General features: G+C 37.4%; 16 protein-coding genes. 4 read left to right on the plus strand and 12 right to left on the minus strand.

Annotated elements, in window-relative coordinates; all coding sequences use genetic code 11:
* Positions 1-82: 82 nt before the first annotated feature.
* From gldG to prfB, 7 genes are all read right to left on the minus strand, one after another.
* Positions 83-1,777: a gliding motility-associated ABC transporter substrate-binding protein GldG gene (gene gldG, locus ACFO3O_RS17625; RefSeq protein WP_379981253.1), complete on the minus strand. Its 1,695-nt coding sequence runs from the start codon at positions 1,775-1,777 to the stop codon at positions 83-85.
* Between the two features lie 9 nt (positions 1,778-1,786).
* On the minus strand, positions 1,787-2,500 hold the full coding sequence (gene gldF, locus ACFO3O_RS17630) for a gliding motility-associated ABC transporter permease subunit GldF (RefSeq protein WP_379981255.1): 714 nt from the start codon (positions 2,498-2,500) through the stop codon (positions 1,787-1,789).
* A gap of 202 nt (positions 2,501-2,702) precedes the next feature.
* Positions 2,703-5,117, minus strand: coding sequence for a TonB-dependent receptor (locus ACFO3O_RS17635; RefSeq protein WP_379981257.1), 2,415 nt, complete (start codon positions 5,115-5,117; stop codon positions 2,703-2,705).
* 96 nt (positions 5,118-5,213) lie between these two features.
* Positions 5,214-5,567 carry a hypothetical protein gene (locus tag ACFO3O_RS17640; protein WP_379981259.1) on the minus strand — a complete coding sequence of 118 codons (354 nt, stop codon included), beginning with the start codon at positions 5,565-5,567 and terminating at the stop codon, positions 5,214-5,216.
* 49 nt (positions 5,568-5,616) lie between these two features.
* The gene (gene arsC / locus ACFO3O_RS17645) at positions 5,617-5,958 is read right to left on the minus strand and encodes an arsenate reductase (glutaredoxin) (protein ID WP_379981260.1); all 342 of its coding nucleotides are present in this window, start codon (positions 5,956-5,958) and stop codon (positions 5,617-5,619) included.
* A gap of 48 nt (positions 5,959-6,006) precedes the next feature.
* Positions 6,007-6,624, minus strand: a complete 618-nt coding sequence (locus ACFO3O_RS17650) for an HAD family hydrolase (protein WP_379981262.1) — start codon at positions 6,622-6,624, stop codon at positions 6,007-6,009.
* A gap of 81 nt (positions 6,625-6,705) precedes the next feature.
* A protein-coding gene (prfB, locus tag ACFO3O_RS17655) for a peptide chain release factor 2 (protein WP_379981264.1) occupies positions 6,706-7,810 on the minus strand; the annotation gives its coding sequence in 2 pieces (ribosomal slippage) (positions 6,706-7,746 and positions 7,748-7,810; 1,104 coding nt in all).
* A 248-nt stretch (positions 7,811-8,058) separates the two neighbouring features.
* On the opposite strand from prfB, the gene ACFO3O_RS17660 reads away from it, so the two are divergent.
* From ACFO3O_RS17660 to ACFO3O_RS17675, 4 genes are all read left to right on the plus strand, one after another.
* On the plus strand, positions 8,059-10,458 hold the full coding sequence (locus ACFO3O_RS17660; protein WP_379981266.1) for a zinc-dependent metalloprotease: 2,400 nt from the start codon (positions 8,059-8,061) through the stop codon (positions 10,456-10,458).
* A gap of 50 nt (positions 10,459-10,508) precedes the next feature.
* Positions 10,509-11,531, plus strand: a complete 1,023-nt coding sequence (locus ACFO3O_RS17665; protein WP_379981268.1) for a threonine aldolase family protein — start codon at positions 10,509-10,511, stop codon at positions 11,529-11,531.
* Positions 11,532-11,703: 172 nt separating this feature from the next.
* Entirely contained in the window at positions 11,704-12,810 is a 1,107-nt protein-coding gene (locus tag ACFO3O_RS17670; RefSeq protein ID WP_379981270.1) for an OmpA family protein, read from the plus strand.
* A gap of 231 nt (positions 12,811-13,041) precedes the next feature.
* Positions 13,042-13,890: a hypothetical protein gene (locus ACFO3O_RS17675; protein WP_379981272.1), complete on the plus strand. Its 849-nt coding sequence runs from the start codon at positions 13,042-13,044 to the stop codon at positions 13,888-13,890.
* Between the two features lie 224 nt (positions 13,891-14,114).
* Here the strand turns inward: ACFO3O_RS17675 and ACFO3O_RS17680 are convergent, their stop codons facing one another.
* From ACFO3O_RS17680 to ACFO3O_RS17700, 5 genes are all read right to left on the minus strand, one after another.
* Positions 14,115-15,296 (minus strand): aspartate aminotransferase family protein, encoded by a 1,182-nt coding sequence (locus ACFO3O_RS17680; protein WP_379981274.1) that lies wholly within the window; start codon positions 15,294-15,296, stop codon positions 14,115-14,117.
* Between the two features lie 13 nt (positions 15,297-15,309).
* The gene (locus ACFO3O_RS17685; RefSeq protein ID WP_379981276.1) at positions 15,310-17,127 is read right to left on the minus strand and encodes an OstA-like protein; all 1,818 of its coding nucleotides are present in this window, start codon (positions 17,125-17,127) and stop codon (positions 15,310-15,312) included.
* Positions 17,128-17,250: 123 nt separating this feature from the next.
* Positions 17,251-18,525: an adenylosuccinate synthase gene (locus ACFO3O_RS17690; protein WP_379981278.1), complete on the minus strand. Its 1,275-nt coding sequence runs from the start codon at positions 18,523-18,525 to the stop codon at positions 17,251-17,253.
* Positions 18,526-18,532: 7 nt separating this feature from the next.
* Entirely contained in the window at positions 18,533-18,985 is a 453-nt protein-coding gene (locus tag ACFO3O_RS17695) for a Fur family transcriptional regulator (RefSeq protein ID WP_299208691.1), read from the minus strand.
* A 29-nt stretch (positions 18,986-19,014) separates the two neighbouring features.
* Entirely contained in the window at positions 19,015-21,225 is a 2,211-nt protein-coding gene (locus ACFO3O_RS17700) for a RelA/SpoT family protein (RefSeq protein ID WP_379981280.1), read from the minus strand.
* Between the last annotated feature and the right edge of the window lies 1 nt (position 21,226).

Raw genomic sequence — 21,226 nt, forward strand, 5'->3', positions numbered from 1 at the left:
CGAAATTGTATTTCTGATATAGAAATACGTACCTACAAATATATTTTAAATGAGACGGTCTAAGAAAGAAACTTATCAACAGCTATCTCGCATATTTGCGTTTGCGAAGTGTGAAAAACAAAGCTCCAAAAATCAAGAGTAAAGCTAACGGAAGCCCTATTGTCAAGGCTTGCCACTTGTTAATGCTATTTGCAACTTTGGGAGTGTCTAGAAAAGGAAGCGCTATATCTTTACTTCGTATGTTAATAAGACCCGTGTCATCAAGAAGGTAATTGACTGTATTCAGTAAAAACTCTTTATTCCCATATTGCTTTCTTGTAAAATAATCAAAGCCTAATTCCAACGGATTTCCCTTGGCATCTACATCATTTACGATAATATCTCCGTCGGCAATAATCACCATTTTAGAGGGGTTTGTTGCGCTTTCGCGAAAGCGTATACTGTCCAATTTAAACGGCTGTACACGGTTTTTAAAAGCCGACTCGAAGCTTCCTTCTAGTAGTACAGCCAACGGTTGTGGTCCTGCTTGATATTCATCTTCAGTAGGTTCTATACCGATTTCATCTAAAGAAATCTCTTTAGGAACACCTTCTAATTTTGTAAGGACGCTAGAGGTGAGTAAAACTGTCTTTTTTATCGCTGCCGTATTGTTAAGCACTTCGATTTGATTGGCATACTCAAACCGAACGGGGCGTTCTATATTGGTATTGATGGGGTGCGTATTAAAACCCGGAGCCACAGGTTGATAAAACCAAGGCAATTCTTGATATTTTGACTCACTACCATCACCAGAAGCTAGGCTTAAAGGGGCAGAATACAAATCTTTGACCAACACCGGATTGATCCGAACGCCATACTTAAAGAAAAGATCATTGAGATTTAAGTCTCTCCGAAAGGCAAAAGCTTTTCCATTCTCATTACGCAGACTATCATTTTCCATAGCCACCGCATCTATCAACCATAAAGTGTCACCACCATTAAGGATGTATTGGTCTAACACGAATTTTTGTGCATCGGTAAAGGCTTTGGTGGGTTTTGCTATGACCACCAAATCAAAGGTGTTTTGTAATGCTTGTAATGTTTTTTCAGGATTCTCCGCGACAACACTCATCGGAAAAGGAGCAATGCTATAGGTTTCGCCCAACTTACGAAACATATCAGCAATCTTAGCATCGGGGAGTTCGCCATTGTCTTTAAGCACCGCAATGCGTTTGCTCTTGGCGTTAAGCAGACGATTAAACCCATCAACAAAGGCATATTCAAGGTTTTGTATAGACGCATACACAAACTGTTCTGGTGATGCACCTGCAATGTTTTTTATAAGGGAAATAGGAATCGCCTTCCCGTTGTGATTGGCGGTTGCCCAGGGAAACAAGATTTGGGTTTTTTCTTCCCCATTACGCTTGACGGTCAGTGGAAGGGGTGTCATCCCAAAATTGGCAAATTGTTGTGCAATCTCATTGGCATCAGCGTCATCTTCTACAGGATTTGAGATGGCAAATGAAACATTTGGGTTGTAATTGGAGATTTCTTCTAGTAAATACCGCGTCTCATTTTGAAGCTTTCTAAACTCAGGCGGAAAGTCTCCTTCTAAAAAAACATCAATAATTAGCGGACTTTTAATTTGGTCGATGACGGCTTTGGCGGGATCGCTTAGGGTGTATCTTTTGTCTTGCGTGAGGTCATACCGTTGATGCGCTAATGATCCTACGTAATTAACGAGGATGAAAGCAATGACTGCTATGATGAGCGCGGGTATTTTTTTAAACGTTTTCACAAAAGTGGATTATCTCTTTTTGTTTAAGGTACTTTTGGTTAGGTATATAAAAAAAGCAATTATGCTTATAAAATAAATTAAATCTCTAGTGTCTATCACCCCTCTACTAATGCTATCATAATGGGTTTGCATTCCAAAATTTGCTATCATGGGGTGTGTGTAACTTGCAATCCCATCAATGCCAAAATAAAAAACAAAGCAAAAGAGTACCGCTAGAATAAAGGCCACAATTTGGTTATCGGATAGGGTAGAAGCATATACACCCATCGCGATAAAACTGGCGGCAAGAAATAGCAGGCCTATATACGATCCTATGGTGACGCCTATATCAAGATTTCCCACTGGATTTCCAAGTTGATGGATAGCCACTACATAAATAAGTGTGGGAATGAGTGTAATGATAATTAATACAAGGGCCCCAAAATATTTCCCTAAGACGAGCTGTAAGGTAGAGATCGGTTTTGTTAAAAGAAGTTCTAGTGTTCCTGTTTTTTGCTCTTCACTAAAACTACGCATAGTAATGGCAGGAATTAGAAAAGTGAATATCCAAGGGGCGAGTTGAAAGAAAGGTGCAAGATCTGCAAAACCAGCGTTAGGGATATTAAACTCTCCTTCAAATACCCAAAGGAATAACCCTGTGACTACCAAAAACAAGCTAATGACTAGATACCCTATGGGAGAGGCAAAAAACGAATTGATTTCTTTTTTTAAAATCGCTAGCAAAGGATTTATTTTATATGGGGTTGTTGGTGCTGTAAATCTAGTGTAGTTTTTTAAACTGTAAAAGTTTTATTTGTAAAACTACTAGATATAACAGCTATCGTTTGTAAATATTTCAATGAAACTTAAAAAGAGGTATTCTTAGATAAAGAATACCTCTTTTTAAGTTTTTAAGAATATTACTTTTTATATGTCAATTGGTATTTTATCCCTCAAATTCTTCATCTCCTCCGTTGAATTCGCCTTGACGTTCACGTTTTTTCTTTTGGTTAAAACGATAGGTAAACGATAGGTTCACGGTACGCTCTCTGAATTGGAACGCGCTTTCTCCAGGAAAAGGGAAATTTACGTTAGATCTTCGTATACGAGAATTAAATACATCGGAGATATTAAGTGCAATCGAAGCTTTTTCATTAAAAAGATCTTTGCTAAACGCAAGGTCTGCACTGAAGATTCCTTCATTTTCACTCTGAGCATTTACCGAAGGACCTCTGTAATTAATACGAGTTTGTGAGTCAATACCCCAAGGTAACGTATATTTGTTGTTAAGCCTTGCCGTCCACGTAAAGTTGCTAGCCCCGTAATCTATTCCTTCAAATTCTCCGACAGTTTCAGAGTTAAATACGTTTACATTAGCATTAATACGCCATTTTTTAGTAGGAGAATAGGTAAGAGTTCCTTCAATCCCTATTCTGTCATTTCTAGAAAGGTTAATAGGCGTTCTGTTTAAGACGGCTACTTCATTCCCATTAACGATAGCTACTTGATCTGTTTCTAAGAAAACAAATTCAAAGGTGTCCTCAGTACGTCTAAAAAAGATAGATCCGTTAAGAGTTAGTGACTTACTTATTCTATTAAGATAGCTAATATCTATTCCATTCGATAAACTTGGATTTAAGTTTGGATTTCCTTGGAAAAAAGTGGTAGCACTTGTTCTAGAAGGGAATGGATTTAAGAAGAAACCACGGGGTCTTCTAATCCGTCTATTGTATCCTAAACTAACCGTTTCCTTTTCATTAAATTCATAATTTATATTTAGTGTAGGAAATAAATTGGTAAAGTCTCTACTGCGAAAATCACTAATGGTTTGTTGTTCTATTTCAATATTGGTATACTCCAAGCGAAGTCCTACTAGGAAATTGAATTTATTCACTTTAGTACCATATTGCGTGTAAAAAGCGTGTATATCTTCATTAAAGATAAGACTATTACTTAAGTCAGTATTTAATTCTAGCTGATCACTATCAAGGTTGTCAAAAACCGTAAAGTCTGTATCAAGCTCTGATATGTTACCTCGATATCCAGCTTCAAAACGAGCATCATCGCCTAGCGGCTGCACAAAATCTACTTGTGCAAAAAAACGTTTTTGGTCTTCAATAGTTTCATTGGTTTCTAGCTCGACACCAATATCTGAGTTTAATGATATGTTTGAAATGTCTACAAATTCTACCTCTTCGGAGTTTTCATATTGAAGTTCAATAGAGAGGTTTCCATCGTTTTCCCATCTTCTATTAAAATTAAGGCTGTATTGTGTGGTGAAGTCTTGCTCTGTTTCTGGCGCTAGTCTTTGGGTTAGAAAAATATCTTCATTTTCTGTTTCTGTAATATTATTAACAGATCCATTTTCATTGTCACTATCACGTACGACAACAGATCCTGTAATACTGGTATTATCATTAAAATAATACTCTACCCCAAAATTAGAATTAAGCCCTCCGCGTTCTCTCTCAAACTCACGTTCTTCAATAAAAAGACCGTTGGGTTGTACCCTTGTTGTAGAACTATTACCTTCAGATCCTCTTATGTTATATCCTCCCGTGGCAAAAATATTGAAGTCACCCGTTCTGTAATTCACATTCGCTGAAATACCTCTTGTTCCAAAATTTCCAACATTGGTAGTTAATGCCCCATTGAGTCCTTGTAATTTGCTTCTTTTCAAAATGATGTTAAGGATACCCGCACTTCCTTCGGCGTCATATCGAGCTGATGGAGAGGTGATCACTTCCACACGTTCTATAGATTCAGCTGGGAGTTGTCTCAGGGCTTCTGTACTATTTAATCCTACAAGCCCTGAAGGCTTTCCGTTGATTAAGATGCGCACATCATCATTACCTCGTAAAGCAACATTTCCTTCTACATCTACAGATACAGAGGGAACATTGTCTAATACATCACTTACGGTACCGCCTCGTACTGTAAGATCTTTTCCAATATTATATACTTGCTTGTCAAGTTTAAACTCTACTGTTGTTTTTTCAGCAACTACTGTGACTTCTTCTAGGGTAGCAGCATCCATCTCTAAGCTGATAGTGCCTAGTGATGTGTCTTTATCTAATTTTTGAGCTTTTAAAATTACAGGTTTAAAGGAGATGTATTCAATTTTGATGTCGTACACTCCTGGTGCAGTTTTGATAGCAAATTTCCCGTCAAAATCCGTGATTCCCCCGTTGATGGATTGAGGGTTGCTGGTGTCTGTTAAGGTAATGGTTGCATATTCCAAGGGATACGATGCTTGCTTGTCCAAAACAGTTCCAGATAGTGTGATTTCTCCTCCAGGAGATTGCGCTAGTAGCGATAAAGTAAAAAGCATTACGAAAACGCTTAAGATGGTTGGTTTCATTCTTTCTTTTAAATATTTTCATCGAAATTACTCCATAAAAAAACGCCAGTTGTTAAACTGGCGTTAATCTGTGTGTTAAACAGGAGTTAAAAAATATTACCCTTTTCTGATATCTTTTGCTAGTTCTTGAAACTTAGCATATTGAGTGTCATCAAGAATATTTTTCATATTCATATCCTCTCTATCATTGATCTTTTTAAGTTTTTCTGCTTTTACCTCTGGCGTCATTCCAGTAGATTGTTGTATTGTTTTTCTAGACTCAGCAAATACGCCCATAATTTTAGTGATAGACGCTACTTGTTGAGGAGAAAGATTTAATTTTTGAGTAAGCATTTCTACAACTCCAGACTGGACAGCACTTTTAGTTGTTGACTTTTGGAGTGATACTTGAGCTTGCGCTACTCCTAATCCTAGGAAACAAAGAGCAACAATTGCGATTATTTTTTTCATAATTAATTGTAATATTTATTTAGATAGAATTTAATTTTATGGTGTGAATTTACAAAATAGATTTAATATTTGACGGTGGACGCCCTATAATTGCTTTTTTTCCGTTAATCACGATAGGCCTTTGTATTAATTTTGGATGTGTCGCTAGGGCTTTTATGATCTCATTATCTGAGAGTGTTTTCCCTTTGTAGCTTTCTTTCCAAATAGTTTCATTAGTTCTTACAAGTTCCATAGGTTTAATCCCTAATGCATCAATAACGCGCTCTAATGTAGGAACAGGTAATTGCTCATCCATGTATTTTATGATTTGAAAGGGTTTTCCAGAAGCTTCAACTATGGCTAATCCTTCTCGGCTTTTTGAACATTTTGGGTGGTGATATATTTTGATCATAATGGGTTTGCTTTCGCGAAAGCGTTCTAATAATTAATGTCTGTTTATTTATAATTTGATTCCTAAGGTTCTTAATTGGATGTCAAGCGTTGGCGCATCTTTAAAATGAATTCCTGTGATTCCTACCGTTTCAGATCCTTGTACATTGGCAAGGCTATCATCTATAAAAACAGCCTCTTCGGCGTTAATGTTATATCGACTGAGCATGAGCTGATAGATGTCTGCAAAAGGTTTACGCATGTTCTCATCTCCAGAGACCAGAATTCCTTCAAACCATTGTAGCCAGTGAAATTTTGCAATAGCCTTAGGCCACGTTTCTCCACTCCAATTGGTCAATGCTAGAACTCTATAATCAGGATTGTCCGTAAGTTTTTTTAAAATAGCGAGTGTCCCTTCATGAGCAAAGCCTAGCATTTCTTCCCAACGCCCGTAATACATTTTAATAAGTTCTTCATATTCTGGAAATAAAGCAATACGCTCCTGTGTAGCTTTTGCTATCGGATATCCAGCATCTTGATTTACATTCCAAGACCATGCGCAAACATGCTCTAGAAACCAATCCATTTTGGCGCGATCACCTCTAAATTCTTTAAGATATACATATTCAGGGTTCCAGTCTATTAAGACCCCACCTAAATCAAATATGATTGTTTTTACTTCTTTCATGGTTTTATATCACTCTTGCTCGTAAAGCAGTTTTGCGTCCTCTCAATCGGTGATGGGTAGGGAAACATGTGTTTTTAGAGTTTATAATTGATCACTTTCTTCCTCTTGGCCCATCGCCATAAGGTAACTCTTTAAAAATGCATCAATCTCTCCATCAAGCACTTTTTCTGGTTGACGGTACTCATAATTTGTACGGTGGTCTTTTACACGTCTATCGTCAAGGACATACGATCGTATTTGTGACCCCCATTCTATTTTCATTTTACTGGCTTCAATATCTTGGCGTGCCTCCATACGTTTACGAAGTTCGATTTCATATAATTGCGATCGAAGCATTTGTAAGGCGGTTGCTCTATTGTCGTGTTGAGACCTGCTGTCAGAACATGATATTTTAATCCCACTCGGGAAATGGGTAAGCTGTACTTTGGTCTCTACCTTATTTACATTCTGTCCTCCAGCACCCGATGATCTTGCCGTGACAATCTCATAATCTGCGGGGTTGATGTCTATTTCTATCGTATCATCAACTAACGGATATATATATACAGAGGCAAAAGAGGTATGTCGTTTTGCATTGCTATCAAAAGGGGAGATGCGTACCAATCGATGTACCCCATTTTCACCTTTAAGCCATCCAAAAGCAAACTCGCCATCTATTTCTAAGGTAACGGTATTAATGCCCGCTACATCTCCTTCTTGAAAATTGAGTTCTTTGACCTTATATCCCTTCTTTTCTGCCCACATGAGATACATACGCATCAGCATGGCTGCCCAGTCACAAGCTTCGGTACCACCAGCACCTGCTGTGATTTGCAATACTGCACTCATCTCGTCTCCTTCTTCAGAAAGCATATTTCTGAATTCTATATTTTCTAATAAATCTAAGGTGATATCATACTGATTTTGCACCTCTTTTTCAGGGGCTTCTCCTTCTTTGGCAAATTCGTATAATACTTCGAGATCTTCGGTTTTTGAGGATACTGTTTTATAATCTTCCACCCATTTTTTCTTAGAGCGAAGCTGTTTCATAAAGGCTTCAGCTTCTCTTGGATTATTCCAAAAATCAGGGTCAAATGTTTTTTCTTCTTCGTTGGCTATTTCTATAAGCTTTCGATCTATGTCAAAGATATCTCCTTAAGCTTTCAATGCGCTCTTGGAGTGATTTTAATTGTTCTGCTGTAATCATAATAATGTGAAAGTAGATTCCAAAAATAAAAGATTACAACAGAACACCAATGGTTAAAGTGAGATACTTATTATTTTTTTATCTTTTTTACTCCAAATGCAGGGGGTATATCTGTGACAAATTCATCTTCAGTACCTTTTAAGAATCCTACGTTCTTATTGTTTATAATTAATGCGGGTAGAATTTTGATTCCGCTTTCGCGAAAGCGTACAAACCCCTATCTTAGGTGTCTATAAAAAGTACCTGAGATGAGAAAAACGATACTACTGACCCTTGTGGCATTTCTTTATGCTGTTATTGCCAACGCTCAATTCCTAGAAGGAAAGCCCAATCTTAAGACACAAGATGGCTATTTTAAAATCCATTATGATGAGAGTGCAGACAAATTGTACCTGGAGGTTAATCAACTTGAAGAGGAGTTTTTATATGTTCATTCGTTACGTACGGGGCTTGGATCTAATGACATAGGATTGGACAGAGGGCAATTAGGAGGATCTGCGATTGTATATTTTAAGAAAGCAGGGAACAAATTATTGCTTGTACAGCCCAATCAAAACTACAGAGCTAATACTACAAATGATTTGGAACGTAGGTCAATCAAAGAGGCTTTTGCTACTTCTGTATTGTATGGTTTTCCTATTGTAGAAACCAAAGATACTACCTATCTTATTGATGTTACTTCGTTTTTAATGGAAGACACGCATGGAGTATCTAACCGGTTAAAAGCCCAAAAAGAAGGTACTTATAAAGTAGATAAGCTTCGAAGTGCCCTCGCGATGGAACGCACCAAGAGTTTTCCAAAAAACACAGAGTTTGAAGCTTTGCTTACTTTTAAGGGAGAGCCAACAGGTAGAAACTTAAGAACCGTAGCCCCCGATGCTTCGTCTATATCTGTAATACAGCATTATTCTTTTGTCGAATTACCAGATGATGGGTACACACCTAGAGAATTTGATCCAAGGGCTGGAAATATATCAACGAGTTTTTTAGATTATGCAACGCCTGTCCAAGAGCCGATTCAAAAGCGCTATGCTAATAGACATCGTTTAGAAAAAAAGAATCCTAATGCTGCGGTGAGTGAGGCAGTAGAGCCCATTATTTACTATTTAGATCCAGGGACTCCAGAACCTGTACGTTCTGCGTTACTGGAAGGGGCAAGTTGGTGGAATCAAGCGTACGAGGCGATCGGTTTTAAAGATGCTTTCCAAGTAAAAATGCTTCCCGCCGATGCTGATCCGATGGATTTACGATATAATGTGATCCAATGGGTGCATCGTAGTACTAGAGGGTGGAGTTATGGTGCGAGTGTTACCGACCCAAGAACAGGAGAAATTATTAAGGGACATGTAAGTCTAGGAAGTTTACGAATCCGTCAGGATTTTTTAATCGCTCAGGCATTGAGTAACAAGCCTTTTGCAGAAAGTGATACGAACTATGCACCCATGCTAGAGATGGCACTTGCCCGTATACGTCAGTTGAGTGCTCATGAAGTAGGGCATACCATAGGTTTTGCTCATAATTTTGCGGCGAGTCCTAATGAAAGAGCAAGTGTTATGGATTACCCGCATCCTACTTTACGATTAAAGAATGGTGTGGTTGACTTTTCTGATGCCTATGCAACGGGAATAGGTGTATGGGATAAAGTGACAGTTGCCTATAGCTATGGAATTGTCCCTGCGGGAATGACAGAGCGTGAGTATCTGAATGGAGTGCTTGAAACCGCAGAAAAAAGTGGATTGCGATATATTACAGATAGTGATGCTAGAGCGCAAGGAGGTGCACATTACAAAGCACACCTTTGGGATAATGGAGCTGGCGCAGATACAGAGCTAGAGAATGTATTGGCATTGCGTAAACAAGCTATTGCTAATTTTTCTGTGGATAATATCCGGACCAACGAGCCGTATTCTGTACTGGAAGATGTATTTGTCCCACTTTATTTTTACCATCGTTATCAAACAGAAGCTGCTGTAAAAATGATCGGCGGATTGGATTACAACTATGCTGTAAAAGGAGATACGCACATAAAAGTAACGGAAGTGCTGGAGGCTAAAAAGCAAAAGCAAGCACTTGCTAGTGTTCTTAAAACACTGAAAGCAGAAACGCTCATGATACCAAAAGACAAATTAGGTTTATTTCCACCAAGAGCGCATGGATACCGTCGTAGTCGAGAGAGTTTTAAAAGTACGACAGGCGTTGCTTTTGATGCCCTAGGTGCATCGGCAACGGCAAGTGATATGACGTTAGGTCTTTTATTACACCCTGAACGTGCGAATCGATTGGTACAGCAAAAATCACTAGATACAAAACAGTTAGGGTTACAGGGAATGTTAGAAACGCTAGTAAAAGAAACGGTATTAGTTTCTGAAAAAGATGCGTATGCCAATGAAGTGCAAACCACTATTAATTATAATGTCATTAAGCATTTGCTAAATCTATACGTGCATCCTAATGCGATCCCACAAACCAAAGCGACAGTGAAGTTTGTATTACAAACAGTGGTGATGCCATCATTAAACCAAGGGAATCTTAATCATATGAATATGAAGGACCAAATTGAAAAGACGTTTGCGAAGCCAGAAACTTTTAAAGTGATTCCTTCTCCTAAAATTCCAGATGGTTCTCCTATCGGGTGTTATCAGGAGTAGGAATTTGAAAACTGTTTGATATCCTTTTTATAAATAAAGAATTTTTTTCAATGAAAATAGATTTACGATCAGATACGCTTACCAAGCCTACGCCAGCAATGTTAGATTTTATGATGCATGCTGAGGTAGGAGATGATGTATATAAAGAAGACCCGTCTGTTAATGAATTAGAGCGACGTATTGCTGATATGTTTGGAATGGATAGCGCATTGTATTTCCCAACTGGAAGTATGACTAATCAAGCCGCTATAAAAATTCATACACAGCCTGGTGAGCAGCTCATTGCAGATGCCTATGCACATGTCTATAATTATGAAGGGGGAGGTGTTTCTTTTAATAGTGGTGTTTCGTGTAAGCTAGTATCTGGCCATAGAGGAATGATTACCGCCTCACAAGTTGAGGAAGCGATCAATCCACCAGACTTTTATCATAGTCCGCTTACAACTTTAGTGTGTCTAGAAAATACCACCAATAAAGGAGGTGGGGCTTGTTATGATTTTGAAGAAATAAAAAAAATTAGAACGGTTTGTGATACACACCAATTAGGACTTCACTTAGACGGTGCTCGTTTGTGGAATGCGATGGTGGCTAATAATGAAAACCCGAAGGATTATGGAGGTGTTTTTGACACCATTTCTGTGTGCCTGTCTAAAGGACTGGGAGCCCCTATGGGATCTGTATTGGTAGGCAAGCAGCGGTTTATGGATGAGGCCATCCGAGTGCGTAAAATCTTAGGAGGCGGTATGCGCCAAGTTGGATATATGGCAGCTGCGGGAATTTATGCCTTAGATCATCATATAGATAGAATGCAAGTGGATCACCAAAAAGCAAAAGAAGTAGGCGCTCAGTTAGCATTGATGAATGCTGTCTCCTCTGTCGAGCCTATTGATACGAATATTGTCATATTTAACCTTGCAGAAGGTCCTTCTAAACAGAAATTTATGGAGGTATTGTCCAATGAGCACATAGCAATAAGTGATATGGGGCAAGGAAAATTACGGATCGTAACCCACTTAGATTATACCGATATTCAACACGATCGTTTGCTATCCATTTTACAAAAATTACAGTAAAGATTGTAATTTTATAGGTCAAAAAACACATCATTTGTGTTTTTTGCCGATATTTTTGTGCTTTTTGTCCATGTTAAAGCTTTCTTAAATTCGAAGTTGAATGTGTTAAAATGAATCATATACTTTTGTATTTGAATATGATTACCAACACATTAACTTTAAACTATCAATTATGAAGAAAATTTTATTACTATGCTCTGTTTTTGGTCTTATGACAGTTGCTACACAAGCACAAGACTTACCATCTAATCCAGAACCAGGAAAGTGTTATGTACGTTGTACGACTCCAGACATATATGAAACTCAAACGGTACAAGTACAAAAGACACCAGCTTATAAAGTATTAAAAGTAGTTCCTGCTCAATACGAAACTCAAACTGAGCGCGTATTAGTAAAAGAAGCTTCAAAGCGACTTAAAGTAATCCCAGCTACGTATAAAACTGAAACAGTTTCTTATGTAAAAAGTACTTCAGGTTCTTCTTTAAGAATTGTGCCTGCTTCTTTTGCTAATGGATCAGAAACTATTGAAACGAAATCAGCCTATGCGCAGTGGGAATTAGGTGCACCAGCTCCTGATTGTGCTTCTAGTAATCCTGATGATTGTCGTTACTGGTGTTACAAAGGATATCCAGCAGAATATGAAACTGTTTCTATCCGTACACTTGCAGCAGATGCTGCTGTGCAAACAACACCTGGTAGTTCTAAAGATGCTACCTACACAAAAAGAGTGGTTGATCAACCAGCTCGTGTTGTAGAAGAAGAGATTCCAGCAGAGTATGCAAATATTACAAAGACAGTACTTGTTAAAGATGCAACTACAACTGAAGAAGTAGTTCCTGCAACATATACAACAGTATCTAAAGAAGTTCTTAAGCAAAAAGGAGGATTGACTACTTGGAGAGAAGTAGAGTGTGCTCTTGTAGAGTACCAAGCACTTCCAATTAACTGGAACTTAAACAGTGCTACCTTAACTTCTGAGGCTAAAAATATTATCGATACGCGTTTATTACCATTATTAGCTCAAAACCCAGGCGTGAAATTAGAAATTGCTTCACATACAGATTCTAGAGGAAATAACGCTGCAAATCAAGATCTTTCTGAGCGTCGTGCACAATCAGTAGCGAACTATTTAATTTCTAAAGGAATTAATAATAGCTTACTTGTGGCTAATGGATTTGGAGAGCGCAGACTTAAAAACAGATGTGCTGACGGTGTTTCTTGTACAGAGCGTGAGCATGCTGCCAACAGAAGAACTGAATTCCGTTTAATAAATAACTAGTATTGTTTATATAAACTAAGTTCACCAAATAGTGAATCAAAAAGGCGTTTCTTAAGAGAGACGCCTTTTTTGTTGTCTTTTATTAATTAATAAAATCATTTAATATGTAACTTATTGATTAACATTTGTATTTACTGTGATATCTTTTTTTTTATTAAAAATTAATAATAATCTTACGCAACCTATCGAATCCTTTGGCGATATAGTAGTATAACTAAAAATTCAATTATTATGAAAAAAATTATAACACTAATCGGAATTGTCTTTGTTTTTTCTTGTAGTACAAATGAAGATATACTGGAAAATACTTCATCTGAAGAATCAAATTTTTTATTGAGTAAAATGATTACACACTATGATAATGATGAAGTGGTAGGAGAAGATATATTGTCATATACTTACAATAGTGCGAATAACCCCATATCTTTAAACTATGAAAGCTTGTCTGGAGAGATTTCTCAAGTTTTAGAATTTGTTTATGATGACTCTGGAGAATTAACCGAGATTGTATACCCTATCGAAAATCCTAATGGATTTTCTACCTACAAGAAAGCGGTGGTGCAGACTTTTAATGAAAATCAAGCGATACTGATTGTCCAAAGATTTGATAGTGAAGATGTTTTAATTGGGCCCTTATACGAAGTTAGATTTGAGTTTGAAGGTCTTTTAATTAAATCACTTTTGACTATTCCTGATCCAAGTTACGCTTCAGGTCAGATTTACACAAATTTCACTCATGATGATGATGGAAAATTACTACATATTTCTAATGGCGCCGTTGGTTCTGAACCATATGAATATCAGGTTCTTAGTTGGGATGATAATATAATTCCTGATACTGTAAATTATTTCAGCAGAAGTTTTTTTGATATAAAATACTGGTTTCCAAAGCACTATATTTCAACAAAAAATCCTACAATGGTTTTTCATGCAAATGAAGCATTTAATATAATGGTAGATTATGAGTCTGACTCAGAAAATGGCACTGTGTCAAATTATATCGTTTCAGATGATAGTACAAATCCAGATTCATTTGATTATTCGGAGAATGTGTCTAAACTATATATTGAGGCTAACTAATTTTTTCATATTAAATAGATAAAATAGGGTGGTAGAGTTAAATAATTGAAATGAAAATGCGCGTTTTATCTAAAAACAAACCCACCAAATAGTGAATCAAAAAGGCGTTTCTTAAGAGAGACGCCTTTTTTATTTGTAGGTTGTCTAAATACTATATTTTCTTAGTACGCTTTCGCGAAAGCGTAAACAGTATCATAAAAAATAATGGGAGTAGCTACTGCTATTTATATGCTAATTTGATCTAATACTTTCAATAAAATAGCACATCCTTCACGGATTTCATCTTCAGAAATGGTAAGGGGAGGGGTGATTCGAATAGCCCTTGCTTCAAAGAGTAACCAAAACAAGATAAGACCTTCTTCTTGGCATTTTAAAATAACCTGAGACGTAATATCTACACTCGGTGTCAATGCGGCTAACATAAGCCCTTTACCTCGTATCTCAGTAATCAATGGGTGAATCAATAATTCTCTAAATAGTTGTTCTTTTTTGAGTGTATCTTCTATAAGTGTTGTTTCTGTAATTTCTTGTAAGGTTGCCAGTGCTGCAGCTGCAATAACAGGATGTCCTCCAAAGGTCGTAATGTGTCCTAATTTAGGGTTGTCTGATAGTAATTGCATATGCTCATACGAAGCTGTAAAAGCGCCAATGGGCATACCACCGCCCATGCCTTTACCCATCACTAAAATATCGGGTATTACATCATAATGCTCAAAACCAAAAAGTTTTCCAGTACGTCCGAAACCTGGCTGAATTTCATCCAAAACAAGCAACGCTCCAACTTCCTGACAACGTTCTTTTACTTTCTTTAGAAAACCTCGTTGAGGTTCTATAAAACCAGCACCCCCTTGTATCGTTTCTAGAACAACGGCAGCCGTTTTGGTAGTAATACGTTCTAGGTATTTTTCGCAATTAAATTTAATAAAGGCAATGTCTCCAATAACGGGTCTAAAAGGCGCTACACGCTCCTCTAAACTCATCAAACTTAAGGCTCCGTATGAATTGCCGTGATAAGCATCTAGCGCTGCAATAATTTCTGTACGTCCCGTAACGCGTCGTGCTAATTTGATAGCACCATCTATAGCTTCTGTTCCGCTATTTACCAAATAGGTACTATGTAACGAATCAGGTAAGAGAGAGGCGAGTAATTTACATAATTGTACAGGGGCTTCCTGTGCGTATTCTCCATAAACCATCACGTGTAGATAGGTGTCTACTTGTTTATGAATGGCTGCTTTGACTCTAGGGTGTTGGTGTCCTAAACTACAAGCAGAAACTCCGGCAATAAAGTCTAGGTGTTTTTTTCCATTTTTATGATAAATATAACTCCCTTCGGCACGCGCTACTTCAAAATTAAGAGGATGCGGTGTCGTTTGTGCTTGATATGTTAGAAAATCAGATTTCATAATCGAGGAGTCATTACGATCCGTTATCTTTCTTTTTTTTCTTTTTAGGATTCAATACCTTAGGAACACTTTGTTCTTTCTCAGAAGAGGTAGCTTTATTCCTGTTGATTAAATATTCCCTTTGACGCCTTGAAATTTCATTTTCTTCCTCTGTTCCAAGTGTAGGTTTATCCCCCTCACGATTTGATAATTCTTTTTCAGAAAGGGTAGAGGCACTCGGGGTTTTAAGTTCACCATCTTCCGTTTCTTCAAAGAAATCATCGTCTATCACGGGTAACGGAATTCCTTGTATTTTAGTTAATGTAAAAGGAGGCTCTCCTCTAAAAATATCATCTTTGCTTAGAGGACGCTCGTCTCCTCGCCATTCAAAATTATCAAAGGTTTGCTGTTGCTGTATAAATTGAGATTCTGGCCATATATTTCCTCCAGGATTTTTATATTTAATGACTTCGTCTATGGCTTTGTCTACAAACAAAATAGTGATAGAGGCAGATTTGCTTTTATCGATTCCCTGTAACTCACCATTTTCTTCTCTCATGTAGACAATACTCTCTGCATTATTCAAAATATTGACAGAGTCAAGCTGATTCTCCTTATTAAAAAAACCGTATAACTTCTGGCCCTTAACTTGATTGTACCCATCTATAGAATCTTTTTGTATGATAAATGCGTTGTCAAACACTTTTAAAGAATCTAATTTTTCGGTTACTACATTGTTGACTAGGTGAATGCTATCTCCCGTGATTTGATTATCATCACTCCATAGGATTGGTCTGCGTATCATTTGGGTAAGTCCCGTTTTTTGGTTGACATGTATGGAGTCGCATTTGCCACTCATATCACTTTTAAACATCTGTACGTTGTAAAACCCACGTACAATTCTGTTTTCAGGCTTTCCTGTGATGATCAGCTTATCGCCATGTATATAAATAGAATCGCCTTCTTGCTCTGTAATAGCCACCGCTCGTTTTGTGATAAACACAGAGTCTTTAGCTCTATATACCTCGGCATAATGACCTTTGATTAGGCTTTTATTTAGGGTGTCTTTGACCCTGATATTATTGGTGGCACTGGCAAAATTTATAGTTCTATCAAAATAGAGGCTATCTCCATATACCTGCCTATTATCATAATCGATGCGGGAGTTTTTTACAAAATAGCCGTAGTCATTTTTGGTGTCATAAAATCCTCGTTCGCAATACACCTTTGAAGTTTCACTGGTAATGGTAGTGGGACCATAAAGATACGCGTGTTCTGTCTCGCTATAAAAATCGAGTTGTTCACTGTTAATGACATATTCTGGATTGGTAACTACTACATCACTTATAAATGAGATTTTATCTTCTTCTAGGTAATAACGGCCGATACGGCTGGTGATTTTACTATTTGGAGAGGTAACCACTCCACCTGTGCGATAATACGATTGTTGTTTGATACGATCAAAGTACATCGTGTCTGTAGTGACTACGGTTGTATCTTTTTTGAGCCAAACCTTACCTGCAGCAAATGCAAATTTGGTATCTCCATTATACTCCGCATACCGACTGCGCATGGAGACAGAATCACCTTGTTTAATTTTTACATTTCCAGAGGCTTTTACAAAATTTTCTTCTTTGTAATGAAAAGCAACATCACACCACATTTCAATTCCTTCATGAATGATATAGACTTGTTTGTTCTTTTTATACATCACCACCGCGCCCGGATATTCTTCTTCGTTTATTTGAGTAACGTCAGATGTTATATCAATCTCTTTACGTTCTTGTGTGTACGCTTTCGCGAAAGCAAAAACAACAACTATCACCGTAAGTATGTATTTTTTGATATGCATGGTAGCAAAAATAAGCAAATTGCCTTCTGAAAGCGTTAATGTGGTCTCAAAAGGAAGTTATATATTTATTAAAAAACCCGCAATGTAAGATCATTGCGGGTTTTTGTTGTGTATGAATGTATTTTATCTTAAGATCGTTTGTGTACGATCAGGTCCTACAGAAACAATTTTGATAGGAGTCTCTAGTTCTTTTTCTAGAAAATCTATGTAATCGTTTAATGCTTTAGGCAGTTGAGACGCTTCGGTCATGCCTGTTAAGTCTTCTTTCCAACCTTTCATTTCTTTGTAAACAACTTCTACATTTTCTGGTTCGATGTTATACGGGAAATGCTCGATGGTTTCTCCTTTATATTTGTAAGCAGTACATACTTTTAGAGTATCAAATCCAGAAAGCACATCCCCTTTCATCATCATAAGTTGTGTAACTCCATTTACTTGTACTGCATATCTAAGAGCAACAAGGTCAAGCCATCCACAACGACGTGGGCGTCCGGTTGTAGCTCCAAATTCGTTTCCTACGCGTCCCATGGTCTCCCCATCTGTATCAAAAAGTTCTGTAGGGAAAGGACCAGAACCTACACGCGTGGTATAGGCTTTAAATATGCCAAAAACTTCTCCTATTTTATTGGGTGCAATTCCTAATCCTGTACACGCACCAGCTGCAGTCGTGTTTGATGATGTGACAAATGGATAGGTTCCAAAATCAATATCTAATAAAGATCCTTGAGCTCCTTCTGCAAGAATGGTTTTTCCAGATTTTTGTGCTTGATGCAGGTACTCTTCTGAGTCAATAAACCTAAGTTTCTTTAATACTTTAATAGCATCAAAGAAATCAGCTTCTAGTTCTTTTAGATCGTATTCTATTTTTGCATCATAGAAATCAATCATAGAAATATGCTTGTCACGTAAAGAGGTATAGCGATCTTTCCAATCGGCTAATTCTAGGTCTCCCACGCGAATACCATTACGTCCGGTTTTATCCATATACGTAGGGCCAATTCCTTTTAAGGTAGATCCTATTTTTGCTTTCCCTTTTGAAGCTTCTGAAGCTGCATCTAGAAGGCGGTGTGTAGGGAGGATTAAGTGCGCTTTACGCGAAATCAATATTTTTGAGGTATAATCCAGTCCTTCAAACTTATCTAGGTTTTGTAATTCTCTCCTAAAGATGACAGGATCAATCACAACGCCATTTCCTATAATATTCATCGCATTGTCATGAAAAATCCCAGAAGGGATCGTATGTAAAACATGCTTTATACCGTCAAATTCTAGGGTATGTCCTGCATTAGGACCGCCTTGAAATCTAGCAATGATATCATAATCTTTGGTAAGTACGTCTACAATTTTTCCTTTTCCTTCGTCGCCCCACTGGAGCCCTAGTAGTAAGTCTACTGCCATTCGTGTATTAATTAGAGGTGTTTTTCTTTCCGTAAAAATAAAGAGAGTGTTTGTCTATGGTAATGTCAAAAACTTCTTCAATAGTTTTTTTAATTGCTTGAATACGCGGATCACAAAATTCAATAACCTCACCGGTAGATAAGATTACGTGATCGTGTTGCTTGTCAAAATATGATTTTTCGTATTGTGCTTGTGTATTCCCAAATTGATGCTTTCGCACTAATCCACATTCCAATAAAAGTTCTATAGTATTATAAAGTGTTGCACGACTTACACGATAATTTTTATTTTTCATGTTGATATAAAGAGACTCTATATCAAAGTGCTCATCGTTATTGTAAATCTCCTGTAAGATAGCGTAGCGCTCAGGGGTTTTGCGATGTCCTTTTTCTTCTAAATAGGTTGTAAAAACATTCTTTACAACCTCTTGGTCTTTGTTTATGGTAGAATTTACACTCATAGTGCTATTAAAGGTGTAAAGTTACGGAATTATAATCTAGTGACTTTGTCAATTCCATTGATTTTTTTGAGATTATCTATTAACTTTTTAAGATGTTCATTGTTTTGTACAACCAATGTAATATTACCATTAAAAATACCTCCGTTTGTAGTAAAACTGATGCTTTTAATATTCACGTGCATGTGGTCAGAAATTTCTTTAGTAACTTGATTGACTAGTCCGAGCACATCAATTCCTGTAAGCCTAATATTTACTTTATGTCCTTCTGCACTTGAGTCTATCCATTTTGCAGGGATCACTCGATATGCATATTTGCTTCGCATGGAGATGGCGTTAGGGCAATTGTTTTTATGGACCTTGATACCTTCATTTATGGTTGTAAATCCAAAAACAGGATCTCCAGGAATGGGATTACAACAATTGGAAAACTTATAATCAAGCTGTTGCTCATCGACGCCAAAGACAAGGTCGTCATACTTACTTGTAATCTCGTCCCGATCTATATTCTCTTGTGAGGCGGGTTTCCTAATCTTATTTTTAATAAAACTCATAAAAGCGTTGCTACGTTGAGTCGCAAACTCTTTAATCATCTTATTGTCAATAGTCCCTATGCCAACACGATAAAAAAGATCTAAACTCGTGCCTAATTTGAAATAAGAAACCAGTTCGTTAATCGTTTTTTCATTAAGTTGTATTTTTTGAGATTTTAGCTTTCGCGAAAGAATGGTTTTTCCTTCTAAAGCGACTTCTTTTTTCTCATCTTTTAAAGAAGATTTAATCTTTGCTCGGGCTCTAGCCGTGGTCGCATAGTCTAACCAGTTATTTGTAGGTTTTGCCTGATCTGAAGTAATAATATCTACTTGATCGCCACTTTTTAATTCATGGCTCAATGGGACTAGCTTCCCATTCACACGCGCTCCTCTGGTGTGTAAGCCTACTTCGGTATGCACACTAAAGGCAAAGTCTAGGGGAGTGGCCCCTTTAGGTAAAGATTTGAGATCTCCTTGCGGAGTGAACACAAAAATCTCTTTGTTATATAGATTCAGCTTAAAGTTCTCTACAAAATCAACAGCATTTGTATCTGGGTTTTCTAGCGCTTCTTGTAGTTTATTGATCCAATCGTCTAGTCCTTTGTCTCCATCATCACCTTGTTTATACTTAAAGTGGGCTGCATACCCTTTTTCGGCAATTTCGTTCATACGTTCAGAGCGTATCTGAACTTCTACCCATCTCCCTTTGAGTCCCATTACCGTAATATGAAGCGCTTCATAACCTGTGGATTTAGGAGATGAAATCCAATCTCTCAAACGCGTAGGATTTGGTCTAAAATGATCGGTAACAATAGAGTATATTTTCCAAGCTAAAAATTTCTCATTAGCGAGGTCACTTTTGTATATAATCCGAATCGCAAATTTGTCATAAATTTCATCAAAACTGATGCCTTGATTCATGATTTTTCGTCGGATGCTATAGATGGATTTTGGGCGACCTTTTATTTCATATTCAAGTCCTTCTTTGTTAAGAGAATCTTCAATAACCTTTTTGAAATCCTTTATGTACTTGTCTTGATCTTCTTTACTTTCTTTTATTTTATCTCTAATATCGTTATACACATCAGGCTCGGTATATTTAAGACTTAAGTCCTCGAGTTCTGTTTTGATGTTATAAAGTCCCATCCTGTGTGCAAGAGGGGCGTAGATGTAGAGGGTTTCACTAGAGATTTTTGCCTGTTTGTCAGGTCGCATGGCATCCATGGTCTGCATATTGTGCAAACGATCTGCTATTTTAATAATGATTACTCTCGGGTCATCATTAATTGTTAATAGCATTTTACGAAAATTTTCTGCCTGAAGAGAGACATCTCTATCCTTTTTTAAATTTGATATTTTGGTCAATCCATCCACAATCCGAGCGACTGTTTCTCCAAAAAGTTGTTCAATATCAGCAAGGGTGTATTCAGTGTCTTCAACGACATCATGTAGAAGGGCAGATGCAATCGAGGTAGCATCAAGCCCTATTTCACTGGCAACTATTTGGGCTACCGCCAGTGGGTGAAACACATAGGCTTCACCAGATTTCCGGCGTTGATCTTTATGAGCATCTACAGCGATATCAAAAGCTTTTCGGATCATTTTCTTATCCTCTCTAGTAAGCATTTGATAACTGATACGCAGTAATTTTTTATACTGACGTTTCAGTTCTTTGTTCTCGGCTTCTATGTATTCTTCAGTTAGCTCCATA

The organism is Dokdonia ponticola, assembly GCF_042653865.1.
Lineage (GTDB): Bacteria > Bacteroidota > Bacteroidia > Flavobacteriales > Flavobacteriaceae > Dokdonia > Dokdonia ponticola.